A 17,203-nucleotide genomic window follows, 5' to 3' on the forward strand; every position below is an offset into this window, starting at 1 on the left:
ACGGCAGCAGCTGGACAATAGGTGTCTGCATCAGTTTTTCAATGACCGAACTGACCATGTTGCAGCCTCCTTTCAACGACGCGCAGGGCGAGGGATAGCGGCAGAAAGATCAGCACGCACATCAAGGTCAGCACCGCCAGCATCTCGTAGGTCTTGTAGTAGAGGGCGATGTAGTTCTTGGTGGTGTAGAGCAGCTCCGGCACCGCCACCGCCGAGGCCACCGTGGTCTCTTTGAGCAGAAAGATGAAGTTGGCAAAGAGCGCCGGCAGGCTGGCGAGCCAGGCCTGGGGCAGCTGGACGTGGCGCAGCAGCTGCCAGCGGGAGAGGCCGATGGCCCGGCCCGCTTCCAGCTGGCTGGGGGGGACCGCCTGAACGCCTGCACGCAGCGCCTCGGTCAGGTAACCGCCGCCGAGGAAGGTCATGGCGATCACTGCCGTGGCAAAGCCGGAGAGCGAGATGCCGAGCGCCGGCAGCCCGAAGTAGAGAAAGAACAGCTGGATCAAGAGCGGCGTGTTGCGGGCCAGCTCCACATAGGCGCGGATCACCCCGTTCAGCCAGGGCTTGTGCAGGCTTTGCAGCGTCACGTTGAGCAGCGCCACGATGAGCGAGGTGAGGATCACGATGGCGCCGAGCTGCAAGGTGACCCAGACCGATTGGCCGAACGCCGGCAGGGTGGTGAGAACAAAGGACCAGTCGAAGCTCATGCCGGGATCCTCCCGTCGCGGCGCAGCCGCTGGGGCACGACCGTGATGGCGTCCGGGTACTTGATGCCGGCGCCGGTGTTGAGCACCACCACCCGCTCGCCCCCCCGTATCCAGCCCGCTTCCCGCAGCTGGCGGGCGGCGGCGAAGGCGGCCGCCCCTTCCGGGCAGACGAAGCTGCCTTCGCGCGCGGCGAGCTGGCGGATCTCGCGCTGGATGGCGCTATCATCCACCGCGACGGCGCATCCCTCAGTGCGATAGAGGGCGTCCAGCACCAGAAAGTCCCCCAGCGCTTTGGGCACGTTGATGCCAAAGGCGAGGGTCTGGGAGTCGGGCCAGAAGCGCGACTCGCGCTCCCCCTGCTGCCAGGCCTGGACGATGGGGGCGCAGCCGCTCGCCTGCACCGCCACCAGTCGCGGCAGCGGTCCCTGCACCCAGCCCAGCTCCTGCAACTCCCGCAGCGCCTTGTAGATGCCGATGAGACCGACCCCGCCGCCGGTGGGGTAGAGGATGACGTCCGGCAGGGTCCAGCCGAGCTGCTCGGCGATCTCCAGCCCCATGGTCTTCTTGCCCTCGATGCGATAGGGCTCCTTGAGGGTGGAGGCATCGAACAGCCCCTGCTCGGCCACCGCCTCGGCCACCTGGCGACCGGCGTCGCTGATGAGGCCGTCCACCAGATAGAGGCGGGCACCGGCCAGCGAGGTCTCCAGTCTTGTGATGGCGGGGGCCGCCTGGGGCATGACTATGGTGCTGCGCAGTCCGGCGCGGGCGCCATAGAGCGCCCAGGCCGCCCCGGCGTTGCCGTTGGTGGGCATGGCGAAGTGGGTGATGCCGAGCTCCCGGGCGCGGGAGACGCCGACCGCGGCGCCGCGGGCCTTGAAAGAACCGGTGGGGATGATGCTCTCATCCTTCATCCAGAGATCCGGAATGCCGATCTGTTTGCCGAAAGCGGGCAGGGGCAGCAGAGGGGTGAAGCCTTCCCCCAGGGTGATCACCTGGGCGGGGTCGCGCACCGGCAGCAGCTCGTGGTAGCGCCACAGGCTGGCGGGGCGCCCCAGCAGCGCGGCCGGGTGCCAGGCCTGTTTCAGGGCCTCGAGGTCGTAACTGGCCAGCAAGGGGGCACCGACCGGGCTCAACTGCTGGGGCTGATCGGCATCCACTATCTCGCCGGTCTTGCTGCAACGCAGATGTGATAGGTAGCTGTACGGCATGCTTTATCCTGAATGGCTCACGTTGGCTGGTGTCTTATTCCATCCTGTGACCCAAGGGCCGGATAACAAACAAAATAAAGCGGCAAACTTAAGCGAAAAAATTCATATGGCTCCCCCGTGTCGGCGGGCCATCCTCTGCCACCGGTCGGGGGGTTGGGCCATCCGGCGCGCTTTGTTAACCTGCCCGCTCACTCAAACCGCAGGGAGCCGCCTCGATGCGAGCCATTGTCAGCCTGCTGGCCCTGTCACTGCTCTGTGCGTGCAGCGGCCAGCCAACCAGAGAGGATGCCATGTCAGGGAATACGCGCCTTCACTACCCCGTCACCCGCCAGGGTGAGCAGGTGGATCACTATTTCGGCCAGGCCGTGGCCGACCCCTATCGCTGGCTGGAGGATGATCGCAGCCCCGAGACGGAGGCCTGGGTCAAGGCCCAGAACCGGGTGACTCAGGGTTACCTGGCGCAGATCCCGTATCGCGCCGCCATCAAGGAGAAGCTGGCCGCCTCCTGGAACTACGCCAAGGAGGGGGCGCCGTTTCGCGAGGGGCGCTACCACTACTTCTTCAAGAACGACGGCCTGCAGAACCAGAACGTGCTGTGGCGCCAGCTGGAGGGCAAGCCGGCCGAGGTGTTCCTCGATCCCAATACCCTCAGCCCCGACGGCACCACGGCGCTGGATCAGCTGAGCTTCTCCCGTGATGGCCGCATCCTGGCCTACTCCTTGTCGCTGGCGGGCAGTGACTGGCGCGAGATCCACCTGATGGACGTGGAGAGCAAGCAGCCGCTGGAGGCGCCCCTCAAGGACGTGAAGTTCAGCGGCATCAGCTGGCTCGGCAACGAGGGCTTCTTCTACTCGAGCTACGACAAGCCGGGTGGCAGCGAGCTGTCGGCCAAGACCGATCAGCACAAGGTCTATTTCCACCGGCTCGGCACGGCGCAGGAGGATGACCGGCTGGTGTTCGGCGCCATCCCGGCCCAGCACCACCGCTACGTGGGGGCGACCGTCACCGAAGATGACCGCTTCCTGCTCATCTCGGCGGCGAACTCCACCTCCGGCAACCGCCTCTATGTGAAGGATCTGGGCCAGGAGAACGCGCCGCTGCTAACGGTGCAGGGGGATCTGGAGGCGGACGTGAGCCTGGTGGACAACCAGGGCAGCAGCCTTTACCTGCTGACCAACCGGGACGCCCCCAACGGCCGGCTGGTGACGGTGGATGCCGCCAACCCGGGCCCGGCCCACTGGCGGGATCTCATCCCCGAGCGTCAGCAGGTGCTGACGGTGCACAGCGGCAGCGGCTATCTGTTCGCCGAGTACATGGTGGATGCCACCGCCCGGGTCGAGCAGTTCGACTACGAAGGCAAGCGAGTGCGCGAGGTGGCGCTGCCCGGCCTTGGCAGCGTCAGCGGCTTCAACGGCAAGCACGATGATCCCGCCCTCTACTTCGGCTTCGAGAACTATGCCCAGCCGCCGACCCTCTACCGATTCGAGCCCAAGAGCGGCGCCATCAGCCTCTATCGCGCCTCGGCTGCGCCGTTCAAACCGGAGGATTACGTCTCCGAGCAGCGCTTCTACCAGAGCAAGGACGGCACCCGGGTGCCGCTCATCATCAGCTACCGCAAGGGCCTCAAGCTTGATGGCAGTAATCCGACCATCCTCTACGGCTACGGCGGTTTCGACGTGAGCCTGACCCCGAGCTTCAGCGTGTCGGTAGCCAACTGGCTGGATCTGGGGGGCGTCTATGCGGTGGCCAACCTGCGCGGGGGCGGCGAGTACGGCCAGGCCTGGCACCTGGCGGGCACCCAGCAGAACAAGCAGAACGTGTTCGACGATTTCATCGCGGCGGCCGAGTACCTCAAGGCCGAGGGCTACACCCGCACCGATCGGCTGGCGATCCGCGGTGGCTCCAACGGCGGTCTGCTGGTGGGGGCGGTGATGACCCAGCGGCCGGATCTGATGCGGGTCGCCCTGCCGGCGGTGGGGGTGCTCGACATGCTGCGCTACCACACCTTCACCGCCGGGGCGGGCTGGGCCTATGACTACGGCACCAGCGCCGACAGCGAGGCGATGTTCGACTACCTGAAGGGCTACTCGCCCCTGCACAACGTCCGGCCCGGGGTCAGCTACCCCTCGACCCTGGTGACCACGGCGGATCACGACGATCGGGTGGTGCCGGCCCACTCCTTCAAGTTTGCCGCCACCCTGCAGGCCGACAATGCCGGCCCCCATCCCCAGCTCATCCGCATCGAGACCAATGCCGGGCACGGGGCGGGCACGCCGGTGGCCAAACTTATCGAGCAGAGTGCGGACATCTATGCCTTCACCCTGTACGAGATGGGCTACAGGGAGCTGCCGCGTCAGCCTTGATCCGGGCGAGACGGGCGCCAGCCATCCACTATCATCAGGGCCCTGCGGGGCCCTTTTTATTGCCGCGTGTTTGAACGTGGGCCTGCGACCATCCCTGTCTCGCCGCTGGCCCGTTTTGGCAGACGGGCCCCATCTGTCATCCCCCCGGTGGTATAGTCAGCCACAAGATCCGCATTCAAGGAGTCCATCGTGAAGAAGATCATCTACATCCTGCTGGGGTTGGCGCTGGCGGCCGTGGTGGCCATCGCCGCCCTGGTGTCCCTCATCGATCCCAATCAGTTCAAGCCCCAGCTGGTGGAACAAGTGCGCAAGAGCACCGGCCGCGAGCTGGTGATACAAGGGGATATCGGCTGGCGTTTCTGGCCAAGCCTGGGCCTCTCCCTCGAGAAGGTGGCGCTGCGCAACCCCGCCGGCTTTGCCGAGCCCGACCTGGTGCGCTTCACGCGCGGGGAGGCCTCGGTGGGCCTGCTGCCCCTGCTCTCCCACAAGCTTGAGATAGGCAAGGTGACCCTGAGCGGCGCCCATCTGTTTATCCAGACCAGGGCTGACGGCAGCTCCAACCTGAGTGACCTGCTCAAGGCCTCCGCCGAGCCTAAGGGGGAAGCGACCTCCGAGCCTGCCGCAACGACGCCCCCACCCGCCAATGACAAGCAGCCCTGGCAGATCAGCCTGCAAGGAGTGGAGCTGCAACAGGCCAGCGCCCTGGTGCAGGACGATCGCAACGGCACAGTCTCTCGTCTCGAACAGCTGGACCTGAACCTGGGCCAGCTGGCGGTCGATCAATGGGTACCGGTGACTCTGGCCGCCAAGGGGGCCCAGGGTGAGCTGGCGTTTGATCTCAAGGGGTCGGCCCAGCTCAAGCTGGCGTCCGATGCCAGCCGCAGCGAGCTGAAAGATGTCGCACTGGCGGGGAGCCTGAGCGAACCGACCCAGCGGCTGGATGCTTTCTCCCTCAAGGCCGACCGGCTGGCACTGGGGCAGTGGAGCAGCCTGAGCCTTAGCCTCAGCGGGGCACAGGGGGCGGCGGACAAGCCGACCCTGGCCGGTACGCTGGAGGGGACCCTCAAGGCGCGCCTCGATGAAAACCGGCAACTGCTGGAGCTGTCGGATGCCGTGCTGGCCGCCAAGCTGAGCGGCGATGCCCTGCCGCGCCCGCAGATGCAGCTCAAGCTCGCTGGCTTTGCCCGCGCCGAGCTGGACAAGCAGGCCGTCACCCTCAGCAACCTGGTGATGGGGGTGGATGATGCGCTGCTGAGCGGCAGCGGCGCCGTTCGTCTGGGGGCCGTTCCCAAAGTGGACTTTGACCTCAAGGGGGCCAAGCTCGACCTGGACAGTTGGCTGGGTCAGCCAGCCAGGACGGCGTCCGCTGCGGCCACCTCGGGAGCGGCTGCCCCGGCCGGAGCACCGGCACAGACCGCCGCGCAGGCGCTCTCCACGGCCGAACCGGATCTTACCGCCCTCAAGTCGGTGGACCTGGCTGGCCGCCTGCAACTGGGTAGCCTGCGCCTCAAGGGGCTGGATCTCAGCGCCGTCGATCTGCAACTGGCCCTGGCCGGTGGTCAGCTCACCCTCAAGCAGTTCAGTGCCGGGGTGGCCGGTGGCAAGGTGACGGCGAGCGGTCTGCTCGATTCCCGTCAGCAACCCGCCCGCTATCAGGTGCACAAGCGGGTGCAGGGGGTCGATGTGCGGCCGCTGCTGCAGACCCTGGCCCAGACCGACCTGCTGGAAGGCAAGGGGGATCTGGAGGTGGAGGTGCAGGGTAGCGGTCTTTCCGAGCAGGCGCTGCGCAGCCGGATGCAGGGCAAGGTGAACCTCAAGTTGAGCGATGGCGCCCTGCACGGCATCAACCTGGCGGAGATGATCCGCGAGGCGCGGGCCACCCTGACCGGCAAGGGAGCGGATCAGGTGAAGGAGGTGCGCAAGACCGATTTCAGCGCCCTCACCGCCAGCTTCCAGATTGTCAACGGGATTGCCAGGAGCGACGACATCCAGCTCTTTGCCCCCGCCCTGCGGGTGAAGGGGCTGGGCCAGACTGCTCTGGTGCCAGAGACCCTCGACTTCCTGTTCCTCACCTCCGTGGTGGAAAGCAGCAAGGGGCAGGGGGGCAAGACAGTGGACGAGCTCAAGGACATCACCATACCGGTGCGCATCGGCGGCCACTGGCAGGCGCCGAGCTACAAGCTCGACGTGAAGGAGCTGCTCAGCAACAACAAGGTGCTGGAGGAGAAGGCCCGCAAGGAGGCCGAGCGCGGTCTCAAGAAGCTGCTGGGTGACAAGGCCGACAACGAAGGGGTGAAGGGGGTGGCGGACCAGCTGCTCAAGGGCCTGTTCAAATAGCCAACTTCCCCTTGTTGCCATCAAGAGCCCGCCCCGTGCGGGCTCTTTGTTGTGGTGCCGGGCGTCACGGGACGAGGTGTGGTCGGCAACATGAGGTACTATGCGAAACAGTCTTCGAAACCGGGAACCAGGAGGGTTCATGAACAAACGGGTGCTGATCACCGGCGGCGGCAGAGGTATCGGGGCCGCGACAGCCCGCTATCTGGCGGCGCAGGGTTACCATCTCTGTCTCAACTATCGTCAGGACAGGGTGTCCGCCGAGGCGGTGGTGGCCGAGATCCTGGCCACCCATCCGGTCGAGTGCATCGCGGTGCAGGCCGATGTCAGCGTGGAGGCCGAGGTGGCGCGCCTGTTCGAGGAGATGGACGCGCGGCTCGGCCCCGTTACCCACCTGGTGAACAACGCCGGCAGGTTGCAGCCCCAGATGCGGGTGCTGGAGATGAGCGCAGAGCGCATCAACCAGACCCTGACCACCAATGTCACCAGCTGCTTTCTCTGCTGCCGCGAGGCGGTGCGCCGCATGACGGCGGGGGGGGGCCATCGTCAACGTCTCTTCCGCCGCCGCGCGCCTGGGCTCCCCCGGGGAGTACGTGGATTATGCCGCCGCCAAGGGGGCCGTCGACGTGCTGACCAGAGGCTTGTCGCTGGAGCTGGCGGCTCAGGGGATCCGGGTCAACGGGGTGCGTCCGGGTTTCATCTACACCGACATGCATGCCGACGGCGGCGAGCCCGGCCGGGTGGACAGGATCAAGGGGGCCATTCCGCTGCAACGGGGCGGCGAACCCCGTGAGGTGGCGACCGCCATCGCCTGGCTGCTGTCGGACGAGGCCTCCTATGCCACCGGCACCTTTATCGATGTGGCGGGCGGGCGCTAGGTCATCTTCAACAAGCCTTTCGTCAACGAGAAGGGGCGCCATGGCGCCCCTTCTGCTTATTCTCCCAGCAGCTGTTGCCAGACCGCCAGCACATGGCCCCGCTCTCGCGGCAACTGATCGTCCCCCACCTTGCGGGAGATCTCCGAGAGATTGAGGCGATGGCCGAGGTTGCGGATCTCCAGATAGGCCTGCTTGAGCCCCTCCGCCTGCTCCAGTGTGAGTACCCCCGCCATCACGCACTCATCGAAGATGCGCACATTGTCTGACCAGCGGGTGAGGGCGTCCGGCTCACCGCAGGCATGGGCCAGCACCAGGTACTGGGCGATGAACTCGATGTCCACCATGCCGCCGGGGGACTGCTTGAGATCGAACTCTCCCTCTCCCGCCTTGAGCAGGTGATCCCGCATCTTCTGGCGCATCTCCCGCACTTCGCGGGCCAGGGTGGGCAGATCCCGCTCCTTGGCCAGCACGTCGCGGCGGATGCGGGCAAATTCGGCGACCACGGCATCATCGCCATAGATGGGACGGGCTCGCACCAGGGCCTGATGCTCCCAGGTCCAGGCTTCCTGCTGCTGGTACTGCTCATAGGCCGACAGCGATGAGACCAGCAGGCCTGAGTCGCCGGAGGGGCGCAGCCGCATGTCGATCTCGTAGAGGATGCCGGACGGAGTGCGGGTGCTGAACAGATGCAGGATCCGCTGGGCCAGGCGCAGGTAGAACTGGCGGCTGTCGATGGGCTTGCGGCCATCGGTGTAACTGTTGGGGTCGCCGCCGTGCAGGAACACCAGATCGAGATCCGAGCCGTAGCCGAGTTCGATGCCCCCCAGCTTGCCGTAGGCCACCACCGCAAAGCCGCGCTGGCCGCTCACCGCCACCTCGGGCGGCACCCCGTAGCGTTCGCTCATCTGGGCCCACGCCTGATTGACCACCTCCTCGGTGATCGCCTCCGCCAGCCAGGTGAGGTGGTCGCTCACCTTCATCAGCGGCAGGGCGCCGGCGATGTCGGCGGCGACGATGCGCAGGAGCTGTACCTGCTTGAACTGGCGCAGCGCCTCCATCTGCTGCTCCACATCCTCCTCGGGGATGCGCAGGAGGAACTGGCGCAACTGGGGCTTGTACTGATCCAGCGGGGTGGGGTGGTAGAGGTGCTGGGGATCCAGCAGCTCGTCCAGCAGGATGGGGTAGCGGGCCAGCTGCTCGCTCACCAGGTTGCTCTCGTCACACAGGCGTACCAGCTGGCGCAGGGCGGCGGGGTTTTCCGCCAGCAGTTGCAGATAGGCGCTGCGGGTGAAGATGCGGGTCAGCAGGGTGCAGACCCGCTCGAACAGGCGGGCGGGCTCGCGGCTCGCCACCACCAGCCGCAGCAGCTCCGGCATCAGCCAGTCCAGGGCAATGCGCCCCTGGGGCCCCACCTGACGGCGCTTGTACTCCTCCTTGAAACGCAGCAGGGCGGCGCAGAGGGGGGCGGGCTCCACCACTCCCTGCGTGGTCAGCAGTTTTTCCAGCTCGGCGGCATCAAGCTCGGTGCGCCAGAGATCGAGCCAGAGCTGTTCCAGGTGGGCGGGGGCCTCCTTCTCTTCCCCCACTACGGCGACGAACTCCTGATGGACGGCGGCCATCTCCTCATCGAGGTGGGCCATGAAGGAGTCCCAGTCGGTAAAGCCGAGGGTGGCGATGAGCCGCTGGCGATCCCGATCCTCGGTGGGAAGGGTCTGGGTCTGCTGATCGCCGATCTCCTGCAAGATGTTTTCCACCCGGCGCAGGAAGCGATAGGCGGTGAGCAGGCGTTCGCACTGGCTCCCCTCCAGGGCACCCCCCTGGGCGATGGCGGCCAGCGCCTCGGGCAGGTGGCGTACCCGCAGGGCGGGCTCGCGCCCGCCACGGATGAGTTGCAGCGCCTGGGCGATAAACTCCACCTCGCGAATGCCCCCGGCCCCCAGCTTGATGTTGCCCTCCAGTCCCTTGCGGCGCACCTCGGCGGCGATCATCGCCTTCATCTGGCGCAGGCCGTCGATGACGCCGAAGTCGATGTAGCGGCGGAACACGAAGGGGCGCAGCAGTTCGGTCAGGGCCATGGCGTGTTCACACTGGGGGCCCAGCACTCGCGCCTTGACCATGGCGTAGCGTTCCCAGTTGCGGCCGTGATGCTGGTAGTAGTCTTCCATGGCGGCGAAGGAGATGGCGAGCGGCCCCGCATCGCCAAAGGGGCGCAGCCGCATGTCGACCCGGAACACCTGACCATCCTGGGTGGGCTGGTGGAGGGCGTTGATGAGACGCTGCCCCAGCTTGATGAAGAACTGCTGGTTGGCGAGCTCCCGCCGACCGCCAACGGTGTAGCCGTTCTCGGGGAAGGTGAAGATAAGGTCGATGTCCGAGGAGAAGTTGAGCTCGCCGCCGCCGAGCTTGCCCATCCCGAGGATGAGCAGCGGCTGGGGGTTGCCATCGCCGTCCATGGGGGTGCCCAGCTCGCTGCACTGTTTGGCGTAGAGCCAGTCGCGGGCACCACAGATGAGGGCATCCGCCAGCTTGGTGAGATGGATGAAGCTCTCTTCGACCTCGGACTCCCCGAGCAGCTCGCGCCAGGCGATCACCAGCATGCGGCTGCGGCGGAACTGACGCAGGATGCGCTTGAGCGCCTCCTCGTCCGCGACCTCGGCGAGCAGCGCTGCGAGCTCAGGCTCATAGGCGGGCCAGCGCTCGGCCCGGGTCAGTGCGTCCGATGCCAGGGTCTCGGCCAGCAGCCCCGGCTGCTTGATGAGGGAGTCAGCGACAAAGTCGGAGAGGCCGAGCAGGGTCAGCAGGGTCTGGCGGGTGGGCTCGGGCAGTGCGTCATACTGGGGCGCCAGGGCGAGCAGCCGCTGCCAGTGGCGCAGGGCCTGCTCCTGCAACAAGGGAGAGAAGGCGGAGAAAGAGGGAGAGTGCTGGGCCACGGTTGCCATCCTTGTGGTTGACGAGTCTGCAGGGAGAGTGAAAAGCCGGCTGCCAATCTAGCACTCCCGGGCGCTGGCGTCACAGCGCCGCTGCCCGGAAGGTGATCCGGCGACGGATCTGGCGATCGGCCGGGCTCAGGGACGCCGGTAGATCTCGGGGTCGTAGATTTCCATCAGGCTGCCGGGGCTTCTCGGCGGCACAAAACCGAAACCGGCGTAGAGGCCGTGGGCATCGGAGGTGGCAAGAGAGAGACGGCGCAGCCCTTGCAGCTCCGGGTGGGCGAGGATGGCTGCCACCAGGGCCTTGCTGTGACCGCGCCCGCGATGTTCGGGCAGCACGAAGACGTCGGCGAGATAACCGAAGGTGGCCTTGTCTGTGATGACCCGGGCGAAGGCGACCTGCTGGCCGTCGAGATAGGCTCCGAAGCACAGGGAGTGGTTGATGGCCCGCTGCAGGGTGGCGAGGGGAATGCCGAGGCACCAGTAGGCCTCTTCACTGAGGAAACGGTGAATGAGCGGGACGTCGAGGCGCCCCTTGTCGTCGCTTATCTCAAGCGCACGTTCTGTAGTCTGCATCCTGGCTCCTTGCCGTGATGAAAAAAGAAAGGCCCCTAAGGGGGCCTTCCAGTGTACTCAAATCACGACCTCAGGCCAGCCTGAAGGTTTGACGATGGGCGCCAGCATCAGGCCAGCTTGAAGGCCTGGATATGGCTGTCCAGCGTCTGGCTGTGGTGTTCCACCAGTTCGGAGGCATCTTTCAGCTCCCGCAGCACCACGACGGAGCCTTCCACCACCTGTTTGACCTGCTCCAGGTTGGCATTCATCTCCTCGGCGACCGAGCTCTGCTGCTCGGAGGCGGCGGCGATCTGGCGGTTCATGTCGGCCACTCCCTGCACCCGTTGCACTATGGTGTCGAGCTGGGTACCTGCCTGGGTCACCTGCTCCACCCCCTTGTCCGCCTGCTGCACGCTCTCGGCCATCAGGCCGACGGCCTGGCGGGCGTTGCCCTGAAGCTGCTCGATCATCTTCTGGATCTCGACGGTGGCCGCCTGGGCACGGTTCGCGAGTTCGCGCACCTCGGAGGCGACCACGGCAAAACCGCGACCCGCCTCACCGGCGCGGGCGGCCTCGATGGCGGCGTTCAGGGCCAGCAGGTTGGTCTGCTCGGAGATGCTGCGGATGGTGTCCACCACGGAGCCGATGCGATCGACCCCGTGCTCCACTTCGTTGACCACGGTGGAGGAGCGCTGGATGTTGCCGGAGAGAGTGTCGATGGTGTTGACGGTAGCCGCCACGCAGCGGCAGCCCTCCTCGGCCAGCTGGCTGGTTTCGGCGGTGGCGTGGGACGCCTGCTCCGCGTGGTTGGCCACTTCTCGAATGGCACCTACCATCTGGCTCATGGCGCTGGCAAGCTGCTCAATCTGGGTGAACTCCTCGTTGATGGCCTCGTTCGCCTCATCCATGCAGAGAGTCACCTGGGAGGCGATCTCGTTGAGCTCCTTGCAGGCTGCACGCTGGGTCCCGAACACCTCCTTGAGGTTCTCCTGGGAGTGGGCCACCGCCTTGGCGATGTCGCCGAACTCGTCCCGGGACTTGAGCAGCACGCTGTGGCTGAGATCCTTGTTGGCGAAACGCTCCAGCAGCCCCACCAGGTAGTGGACCTGCTTGACCATGAGGCGGGAGCCGGTGAGGAGCAGCACCACGAAGACGACCCCCATGAGCGCCGTCTCCACCAGCCCGGTCCAGAGCAGGCGATCGGCGATGGTGTTGGCCATGGCGGCATCAATGCCCTCGCTGAGCAGGGTCGCTTCCAGGTTGCTGGCATCGAACCAGAGTTTGGCCAGCAGCAGCAGGGTGCTGAACACCATGAGCAGCACCACCTTGGGCACCAGTCGGATGTTGCTCATGCGCCTCTCCAGCGGGTTCAACTGCATAATTTTTCTCCTTTCAACGTCCATTATTCCTTTGCCGTCATAGCTATCGGCATTATCTTCCTTTTTATTAATTTGCACCGTGCTTAAAGTTGGAAAATGTATGCGACATCACTTGACTCATTTGCGTACCATGGATCTGCTGATGGGGTTTCTCTCCGTGATTTCGGTTTGCCTGGTGGCTGCTCGCTGGCTGGGGCACGGTGAACTGAGCCCCCAGACTTTGCAGCTCTTTTATGATGTCGACAGTCTGATCTGCTACTTCTTCCTCGCTCACTTCGCCTATGGCTGGGCGCGTGCCTCCGACAGGATGGCCTTCTTCAAGAGCAACTGGTTCTATCTGCCCGGCAGCCTGCCCATGGTGGAACAACTGCGCTGGGCGCGGCTCATCCAGCTGTGGCGGGTCTACCAGTTGCTCCGGGACAGACCGGATTTGCTGGCCATGTTCCGTCGTGAACGCAACGAAACCACCCTCTCCGGCATTCTCTTCCTCTTCTTCCTGTTGCTGGGGGTCGGCTCCGGCGTCATGTACTGGCTGGAAACGGGGCAACCCGGCAGCCAGATCCAGACTCCTTACGATGCCTTCTGGTGGACGTTGGTGACCCTCTCTACCGTGGGGTACGGGGATCTGGTGCCCAAGACGGAGGAGGGGCGCTTCGTCGCCAGCCTGCTGATCCTCTTTGGTGTGGGGTTGTTTGGCGCCCTCAGCGGCTTCATGGCCAGCCTGTTCGTCCATCCCGGCAAGACCAACGACGACACCGCGGTGTGGCGACGCCAACAGAGCGAGCAGCAGGCGCAACTGCTCAAAGAGCTCAAGGCCCTGCGCGCCGAGGTGCAGGCGCTGAAACAGAAGTAGGTACGACGTCTGGAATGGTCGCGTCGTAAACCGGCGGCGCTGCGAGACAGCTCTCACTCGGGGAGATGGCGCTTTTCTTTGCTTGTCCTTTGACCCGCAGGCGGCTTAACATTCGGCCTGCAACCTAATCCAACGAAGAGAATCGATCGACCATGCGCGCCCTTCTCGGGATCCTGATCTGCTTGTGTGCCCAACAGGCACTGGCCGATACCCGCTATGTTTCAGACAACATCTTTACCTATATCCACAACGGTCCGGGTACCCAGTACCGGATCCTCGGCAGCGTCAAGGCCGGTGAGCCGCTGGAGGTCAAGGCGGTAAACCAGGAGGCCGGATTCACCCAGGTGGTGGACGGTCGTGGCCGCGAGGGCTGGATCAAGAACAGCGAGCTGCAGGGGGAGATCAGCCTGCGTGAACGCCTTCCCCAGGTTCAGAAAGAGCTGGACGAAGCCAAGGCCCGTCTGCTGAACCTCAATGGCGACAACGAGAAACGTTTCGCCGAGAAGGATGGCAAGATCGCCGAGCAGAGCAAGGAGATCGCCAGCCTCAAAGCCCGTCTGGACAGCCAGAGCGCCGAGATGAGCAGCCTCAAGGAACAGAACGACGCCCTGACCCAGAGCTATGACAACCGTGAGCACGACATGCAGATGGACTGGTTCATCCGCGGTGGTGCCATGGTGGGGGGCGGCATCCTGCTCGGGATCCTCCTGCCCATGCTCCCGCGCCGTCGCAAGAGCAGCGAGCGCTGGATGAACTGATCGCCCGGGCGGTCAACAGGATGAAAGGTCGCCAGAGGCGGCCTTTTTTCATGGTGTGCCTGGCGAGAAGAGGGCCATGTCGGGGGTCGCCATCGGCCCTTCCCGCTCGTAATATGAGGCAAACGATCCTGTGCCGCGCGCATTCTCAACAAGAGCCTTCATCATATGTCATCAACTGAACAGGCCTTCTGGTTCGTGCTGGGGGGCGAGCACCTCGTCCTGCTGGATGAACAGGGGCGCATTCCACAAGGGCCCCGCGCCGTTTTGCCCACCCATCTGCACACTGCCCCCTTCGAGCACTTCGACGAGTTGGACGGCCTGCCTTGCCATCTGCTGGATCTGGAGGCGGAGACCAAGGCCATGGCCCCGCTGCGCCAGCTCATGGTGGCGGGGGACGAAGAGGGCTTTCGCCTCGCTGGACGGGCCTGGCAGCTCGCCACTTTTCGCCGTACCCATCGTTTCTGCGGTGAGTGCGGCGCCCCCATGACCCCGAGGGAAGGGGAGTGGGCCCAGGGGTGTCATCACGGCCATGTCGTCTATCCGCGCATCTCCCCCTGCATCATCGTCGCGGTGCGCAAGGGGCCGGCTATCTTGCTGGCAGCCCACCGCCGTCACTATCAGGCGGATGATCCCATGTATACCGTGCTGGCCGGCTTCGTGGAGGCAGGGGAGAATCTGGAGCAGTGCGTGGCGCGGGAGGTGTTCGAGGAGAGCGGCATCCGGGTGGCCAATGTGCGTTACGTGGCGAGCCAGCCCTGGCCCTTCCCCCACAGCCTGATGATGGGCTTCACCGCCGACTATGAGAACGGCGAGATCCGGGTGCAGGATGACGAACTGGTGGCGGCAGGTTTCTTTGAGGCTGACCGGCTGCCGCGCTTGCCCCCTCATGGCACCATAGCGCGGCGGCTCATCGAACAGTGCCTCGCCGAGGCGCGTTGAGGGAAAACGGGGGGGCCCCTCACATCTTTGCACTCCTGCGGCGCTGTGCGGCATCAGGGTCGCCCTCAGCCTTGCACAAAGTGGTATCATGTCCGCCATTTTATGCGTGACATGACTCAGGAACTGGGATGAAAGAGCTGAAAAACGATCGATACCTGCGTGCCCTGCTGCGCCAGGAAGTGGACATGACCCCGGTATGGATGATGCGTCAGGCTGGCCGTTATCTGCCGGAATACAAGGCGACCCGCGCCGTTGCGGGGGATTTCATGTCCCTGTGTCGCAACGCCGAGCTGGCCTGTGAAGTCACCTTGCAGCCCCTGCGCCGCTATCCACTCGATGCCGCCATCCTCTTCTCCGACATCCTGACCGTGCCCGATGCCATGGGGCTGGGCCTCTACTTCGAACACGGGGAAGGCCCGCGCTTCGAGCGCCCGATCACCTCCATGGCCGACGTGAAGGCCCTGCCCATCCCGGATCCGGAAGACGAGCTTGGCTACGTGATGAATGCGGTGCGCACCATCCGCCGCGAGCTCAAGGGCGACGTGCCGCTCATCGGCTTCTCCGGCAGCCCCTGGACCCTGGCCACCTACATGGTGGAGGGGGGCAGCTCCAAGGCGTTCACCAAGATCAAGCAGATGATGTATGCAGAGCCGCAGACCCTGCACCTGCTGCTCGACAAGCTGGCGGACAGCGTGATTAGCTATCTCAACGCCCAGATCAGGGCGGGTGCCCAGGCGGTCATGGTGTTCGACACCTGGGGCGGCGTGCTCACCCCGCAGGATTACCGTGACTTCTCCCTGCAGTACATGCACAAGATCGTCGATGGCCTGATCCGTGAACATGAGGGCCGCCGCGTGCCGGTCACCCTGTTCACCAAGAACGGCGGCCAGTGGCTGGAGCAGATCGCCGCCACCGGCTGTGATGCGTTGGGGCTGGACTGGACCACCGACATCGCGGACGCCAAGCGCCGGGTGGGCGACAAGGTGGCGCTGCAGGGCAACATGGACCCCTCCATGCTCTACGCCACCCCGGAGCGGATCCGCGAAGAGGTCGCCACCATTCTGGCCGGTTTCGGTCATGGCAACGGTCATGTCTTCAACCTGGGGCACGGTATCCATCAGGATGTGGACCCGGAACACGCCGGCGTGTTCGTCAACGCGGTGCATGAGCTCTCCGCCCGGTACCACGGTCGCTGAGGGCGGCAAACAGCGTGATGAACGGGGCCTGCGGGCCCCGTTTTGCTGTCCGTGACACAGGGGGCTGCATCCTGGTTGCGGCTCGGGTTACACTGCACCCCCATGTTGGCAGTCGTGGCCGGGATGGGGTCGTTGAGGGGCAGGAGGCTGGATGGAGAAGCAGGCGTGGGATTGGGGGATCGACCTTGGCGGGACCAAGTGCGAGTGCGTGGTGCTCGATGGCGACGAGGTGTTGCTGCGCCACCGCATTCCCACTGAACGGCACGGCGGCTACCAGCACATGCTGGGCCAGATCGCCAAACTGGTGGACGAGTGTGCCGCCAAACTCGGTCAGCGTCCTGCACTCATCGGCATGGGGACGCCGGGGGCCCGGGACCCCCAGACCGGGCTGCTGAAAAACAGCAACACCACCGAGTTCAACGGCAAGCCGCTCAAGGAAGATCTGGAACGCAGGCTGGGCGTCCCCGTGCTCATCGCCAACGACGCCAACTGTTTCGCCCTGGCGGAAACCCACCTGGGGGCGGTGCGCCAGCATCATCCCGATGCAAAAGTGGTGTTCGGCATCATCATGGGCACCGGGGTCGGGGCCGGCATCGTCATCAACGGCCAGATCCTCAACGGTCACCACGGCATCGCCGGAGAGTGGGGGCACAACGTCCTGCTGCCGGAGGGGCCAGAGTGCTACTGCGGCAAGCGCGGCTGCGTCGAAACCCTCATCAGCGGCCCGGCGCTGGAGGCCTGGTACGAGGCCAGGACCAAACGCCGTCTCTCGCTCGCCCAGATTGCTGCGGCCAGTGCCCATGATCATGTCGCCAGGCTCACCATGGACAGGTTGCACCTGCTGTTCGGCCAGGCCCTCGCCAACGTGATCAATATTCTCGATCCGGACGTCATCGTCATCGGTGGCGGCGTGGGCAATGTGCAGAGCCTCTATCGCGCCGGGCGCGAAACGGTATTGCCCTTCCTGTTCAACCCCCGCTTCGCCACCCCCATGATAGCGCCGGCTCTGGGGGACAGCGCCGGGGTATTCGGTGCCGCACTGCTGGCCCGCGGCGTCTTTCGCGAGGCACTGCTCTCGTGAGTCGCCCCTTCCTCCCATCCCTTTG

At 65.2% G+C, this 17,203-nt stretch carries 12 protein-coding genes and 1 pseudogene; 8 read left to right on the top strand and 5 right to left on the bottom strand.

From position 1 onward, the window contains the following. Nucleotides 1-38: 38 nt before the first annotated feature. A complete protein-coding gene (locus PG892_RS01485; RefSeq protein WP_223933078.1) occupies nt 39-704 on the bottom strand; it encodes an amino acid ABC transporter permease in 666 nt (221 codons plus the stop codon). Next, complete coding sequence (locus PG892_RS01490) at nt 701-1,912, bottom strand: threonine synthase (protein WP_223933076.1); 1,212 nt, start codon at nt 1,910-1,912, stop codon at nt 701-703. The genes PG892_RS01485 and PG892_RS01490 overlap by 4 nt, the downstream gene beginning before the upstream one ends. 215 nt (nt 1,913-2,127) lie before the next feature. Between PG892_RS01490 and PG892_RS01495 the strand changes: the two genes are divergently transcribed. From PG892_RS01495 to PG892_RS01505, 3 genes and pseudogenes are all read left to right on the top strand, one after another. Beyond that, nucleotides 2,128-4,275: a prolyl oligopeptidase family serine peptidase gene (locus PG892_RS01495; RefSeq protein ID WP_223933074.1), complete on the top strand. Its 2,148-nt coding sequence runs from the start codon at nt 2,128-2,130 to the stop codon at nt 4,273-4,275. 189 nt (nt 4,276-4,464) lie between these two features. Then, entirely contained in the window at nt 4,465-6,612 is a 2,148-nt protein-coding gene (locus PG892_RS01500; RefSeq protein ID WP_223933072.1) for an AsmA family protein, read from the top strand. 139 nt (nt 6,613-6,751) lie between these two features. Next, nucleotides 6,752-7,487: pseudogene (locus PG892_RS01505) on the top strand (SDR family oxidoreductase). Nucleotides 7,488-7,543: 56 nt separating this feature from the next. Here the strand turns inward: PG892_RS01505 and glnE are convergent. The 3 genes from glnE to PG892_RS01520 form a co-directional block, all read right to left on the bottom strand. After that, on the bottom strand, nt 7,544-10,417 hold the full coding sequence (gene glnE, locus PG892_RS01510; protein WP_223933068.1) for a bifunctional [glutamate--ammonia ligase]-adenylyl-L-tyrosine phosphorylase/[glutamate--ammonia-ligase] adenylyltransferase: 2,874 nt from the start codon (nt 10,415-10,417) through the stop codon (nt 7,544-7,546). Between the two features lie 135 nt (nt 10,418-10,552). Next, a complete protein-coding gene (locus PG892_RS01515) occupies nt 10,553-10,993 on the bottom strand; it encodes a GNAT family N-acetyltransferase (RefSeq protein WP_010675667.1) in 441 nt (146 codons plus the stop codon). Nucleotides 10,994-11,100: 107 nt separating this feature from the next. After that, nucleotides 11,101-12,351: a methyl-accepting chemotaxis protein gene (locus tag PG892_RS01520; RefSeq protein ID WP_223933066.1), complete on the bottom strand. Its 1,251-nt coding sequence runs from the start codon at nt 12,349-12,351 to the stop codon at nt 11,101-11,103. A gap of 100 nt (nt 12,352-12,451) precedes the next feature. Here PG892_RS01520 and PG892_RS01525 point away from each other — a divergent pair, with 100 nt between their 5' ends. The 5 genes from PG892_RS01525 to PG892_RS01545 all read left to right on the top strand — a co-directional run bounded on the left by PG892_RS01525 (nt 12,452) and on the right by PG892_RS01545 (nt 17,178). After that, nucleotides 12,452-13,204 carry a potassium channel family protein gene (locus PG892_RS01525; RefSeq protein ID WP_029314808.1) on the top strand — a complete coding sequence of 251 codons (753 nt, stop codon included), beginning with the start codon at nt 12,452-12,454 and terminating at the stop codon, nt 13,202-13,204. Between the two features lie 152 nt (nt 13,205-13,356). Then, nucleotides 13,357-13,962: a TIGR04211 family SH3 domain-containing protein gene (locus PG892_RS01530; protein ID WP_010675664.1), complete on the top strand. Its 606-nt coding sequence runs from the start codon at nt 13,357-13,359 to the stop codon at nt 13,960-13,962. 165 nt (nt 13,963-14,127) lie between these two features. Further along, nucleotides 14,128-14,901, top strand: coding sequence for an NAD(+) diphosphatase (gene nudC, locus PG892_RS01535; RefSeq protein WP_223933064.1), 774 nt, complete (start codon nt 14,128-14,130; stop codon nt 14,899-14,901). 128 nt (nt 14,902-15,029) lie between these two features. Then, nucleotides 15,030-16,097, top strand: a complete 1,068-nt coding sequence (gene hemE, locus PG892_RS01540) for a uroporphyrinogen decarboxylase (RefSeq protein ID WP_223933062.1) — start codon at nt 15,030-15,032, stop codon at nt 16,095-16,097. 151 nt (nt 16,098-16,248) lie between these two features. Further along, nucleotides 16,249-17,178, top strand: coding sequence for an ROK family protein (locus PG892_RS01545; protein WP_069784240.1), 930 nt, complete (start codon nt 16,249-16,251; stop codon nt 17,176-17,178). Nucleotides 17,179-17,203: the final 25 nt, after the last annotated feature.

The organism is Aeromonas sp. QDB68, from assembly GCF_027707405.1.
In the GTDB taxonomy this organism is placed as follows: Bacteria; Pseudomonadota; Gammaproteobacteria; order Enterobacterales; family Aeromonadaceae; genus Aeromonas; species Aeromonas caviae.

Bases quoted from the DNA above. Each gene is read 5' to 3' on its own strand.
- PG892_RS01495 (WP_223933074.1), top strand. From the start codon at position 2,128: ATGCGAGCCATTGTCAGCCTGCTGGCCCTGTCACTGCTCTGTGCGTGC.
- PG892_RS01490 (WP_223933076.1), bottom strand. From the start codon at position 1,912: ATGCCGTACAGCTACCTATCACATCTGCGTTGCAGCAAGACCGGCGAG.
- hemE (WP_223933062.1), top strand. From the start codon at position 15,030: ATGAAAGAGCTGAAAAACGATCGATACCTGCGTGCCCTGCTGCGCCAG.
- PG892_RS01485 (WP_223933078.1), bottom strand. From the start codon at position 704: ATGAGCTTCGACTGGTCCTTTGTTCTCACCACCCTGCCGGCGTTCGGC.
- nudC (WP_223933064.1), top strand. From the start codon at position 14,128: ATGTCATCAACTGAACAGGCCTTCTGGTTCGTGCTGGGGGGCGAGCAC.
- PG892_RS01530 (WP_010675664.1), top strand. From the start codon at position 13,357: ATGCGCGCCCTTCTCGGGATCCTGATCTGCTTGTGTGCCCAACAGGCA.
- PG892_RS01525 (WP_029314808.1), top strand. From the start codon at position 12,452: ATGCGACATCACTTGACTCATTTGCGTACCATGGATCTGCTGATGGGG.
- PG892_RS01515 (WP_010675667.1), bottom strand. From the start codon at position 10,993: ATGCAGACTACAGAACGTGCGCTTGAGATAAGCGACGACAAGGGGCGC.
- PG892_RS01545 (WP_069784240.1), top strand. From the start codon at position 16,249: ATGGAGAAGCAGGCGTGGGATTGGGGGATCGACCTTGGCGGGACCAAG.
- PG892_RS01520 (WP_223933066.1), bottom strand. From the start codon at position 12,351: ATGCAGTTGAACCCGCTGGAGAGGCGCATGAGCAACATCCGACTGGTG.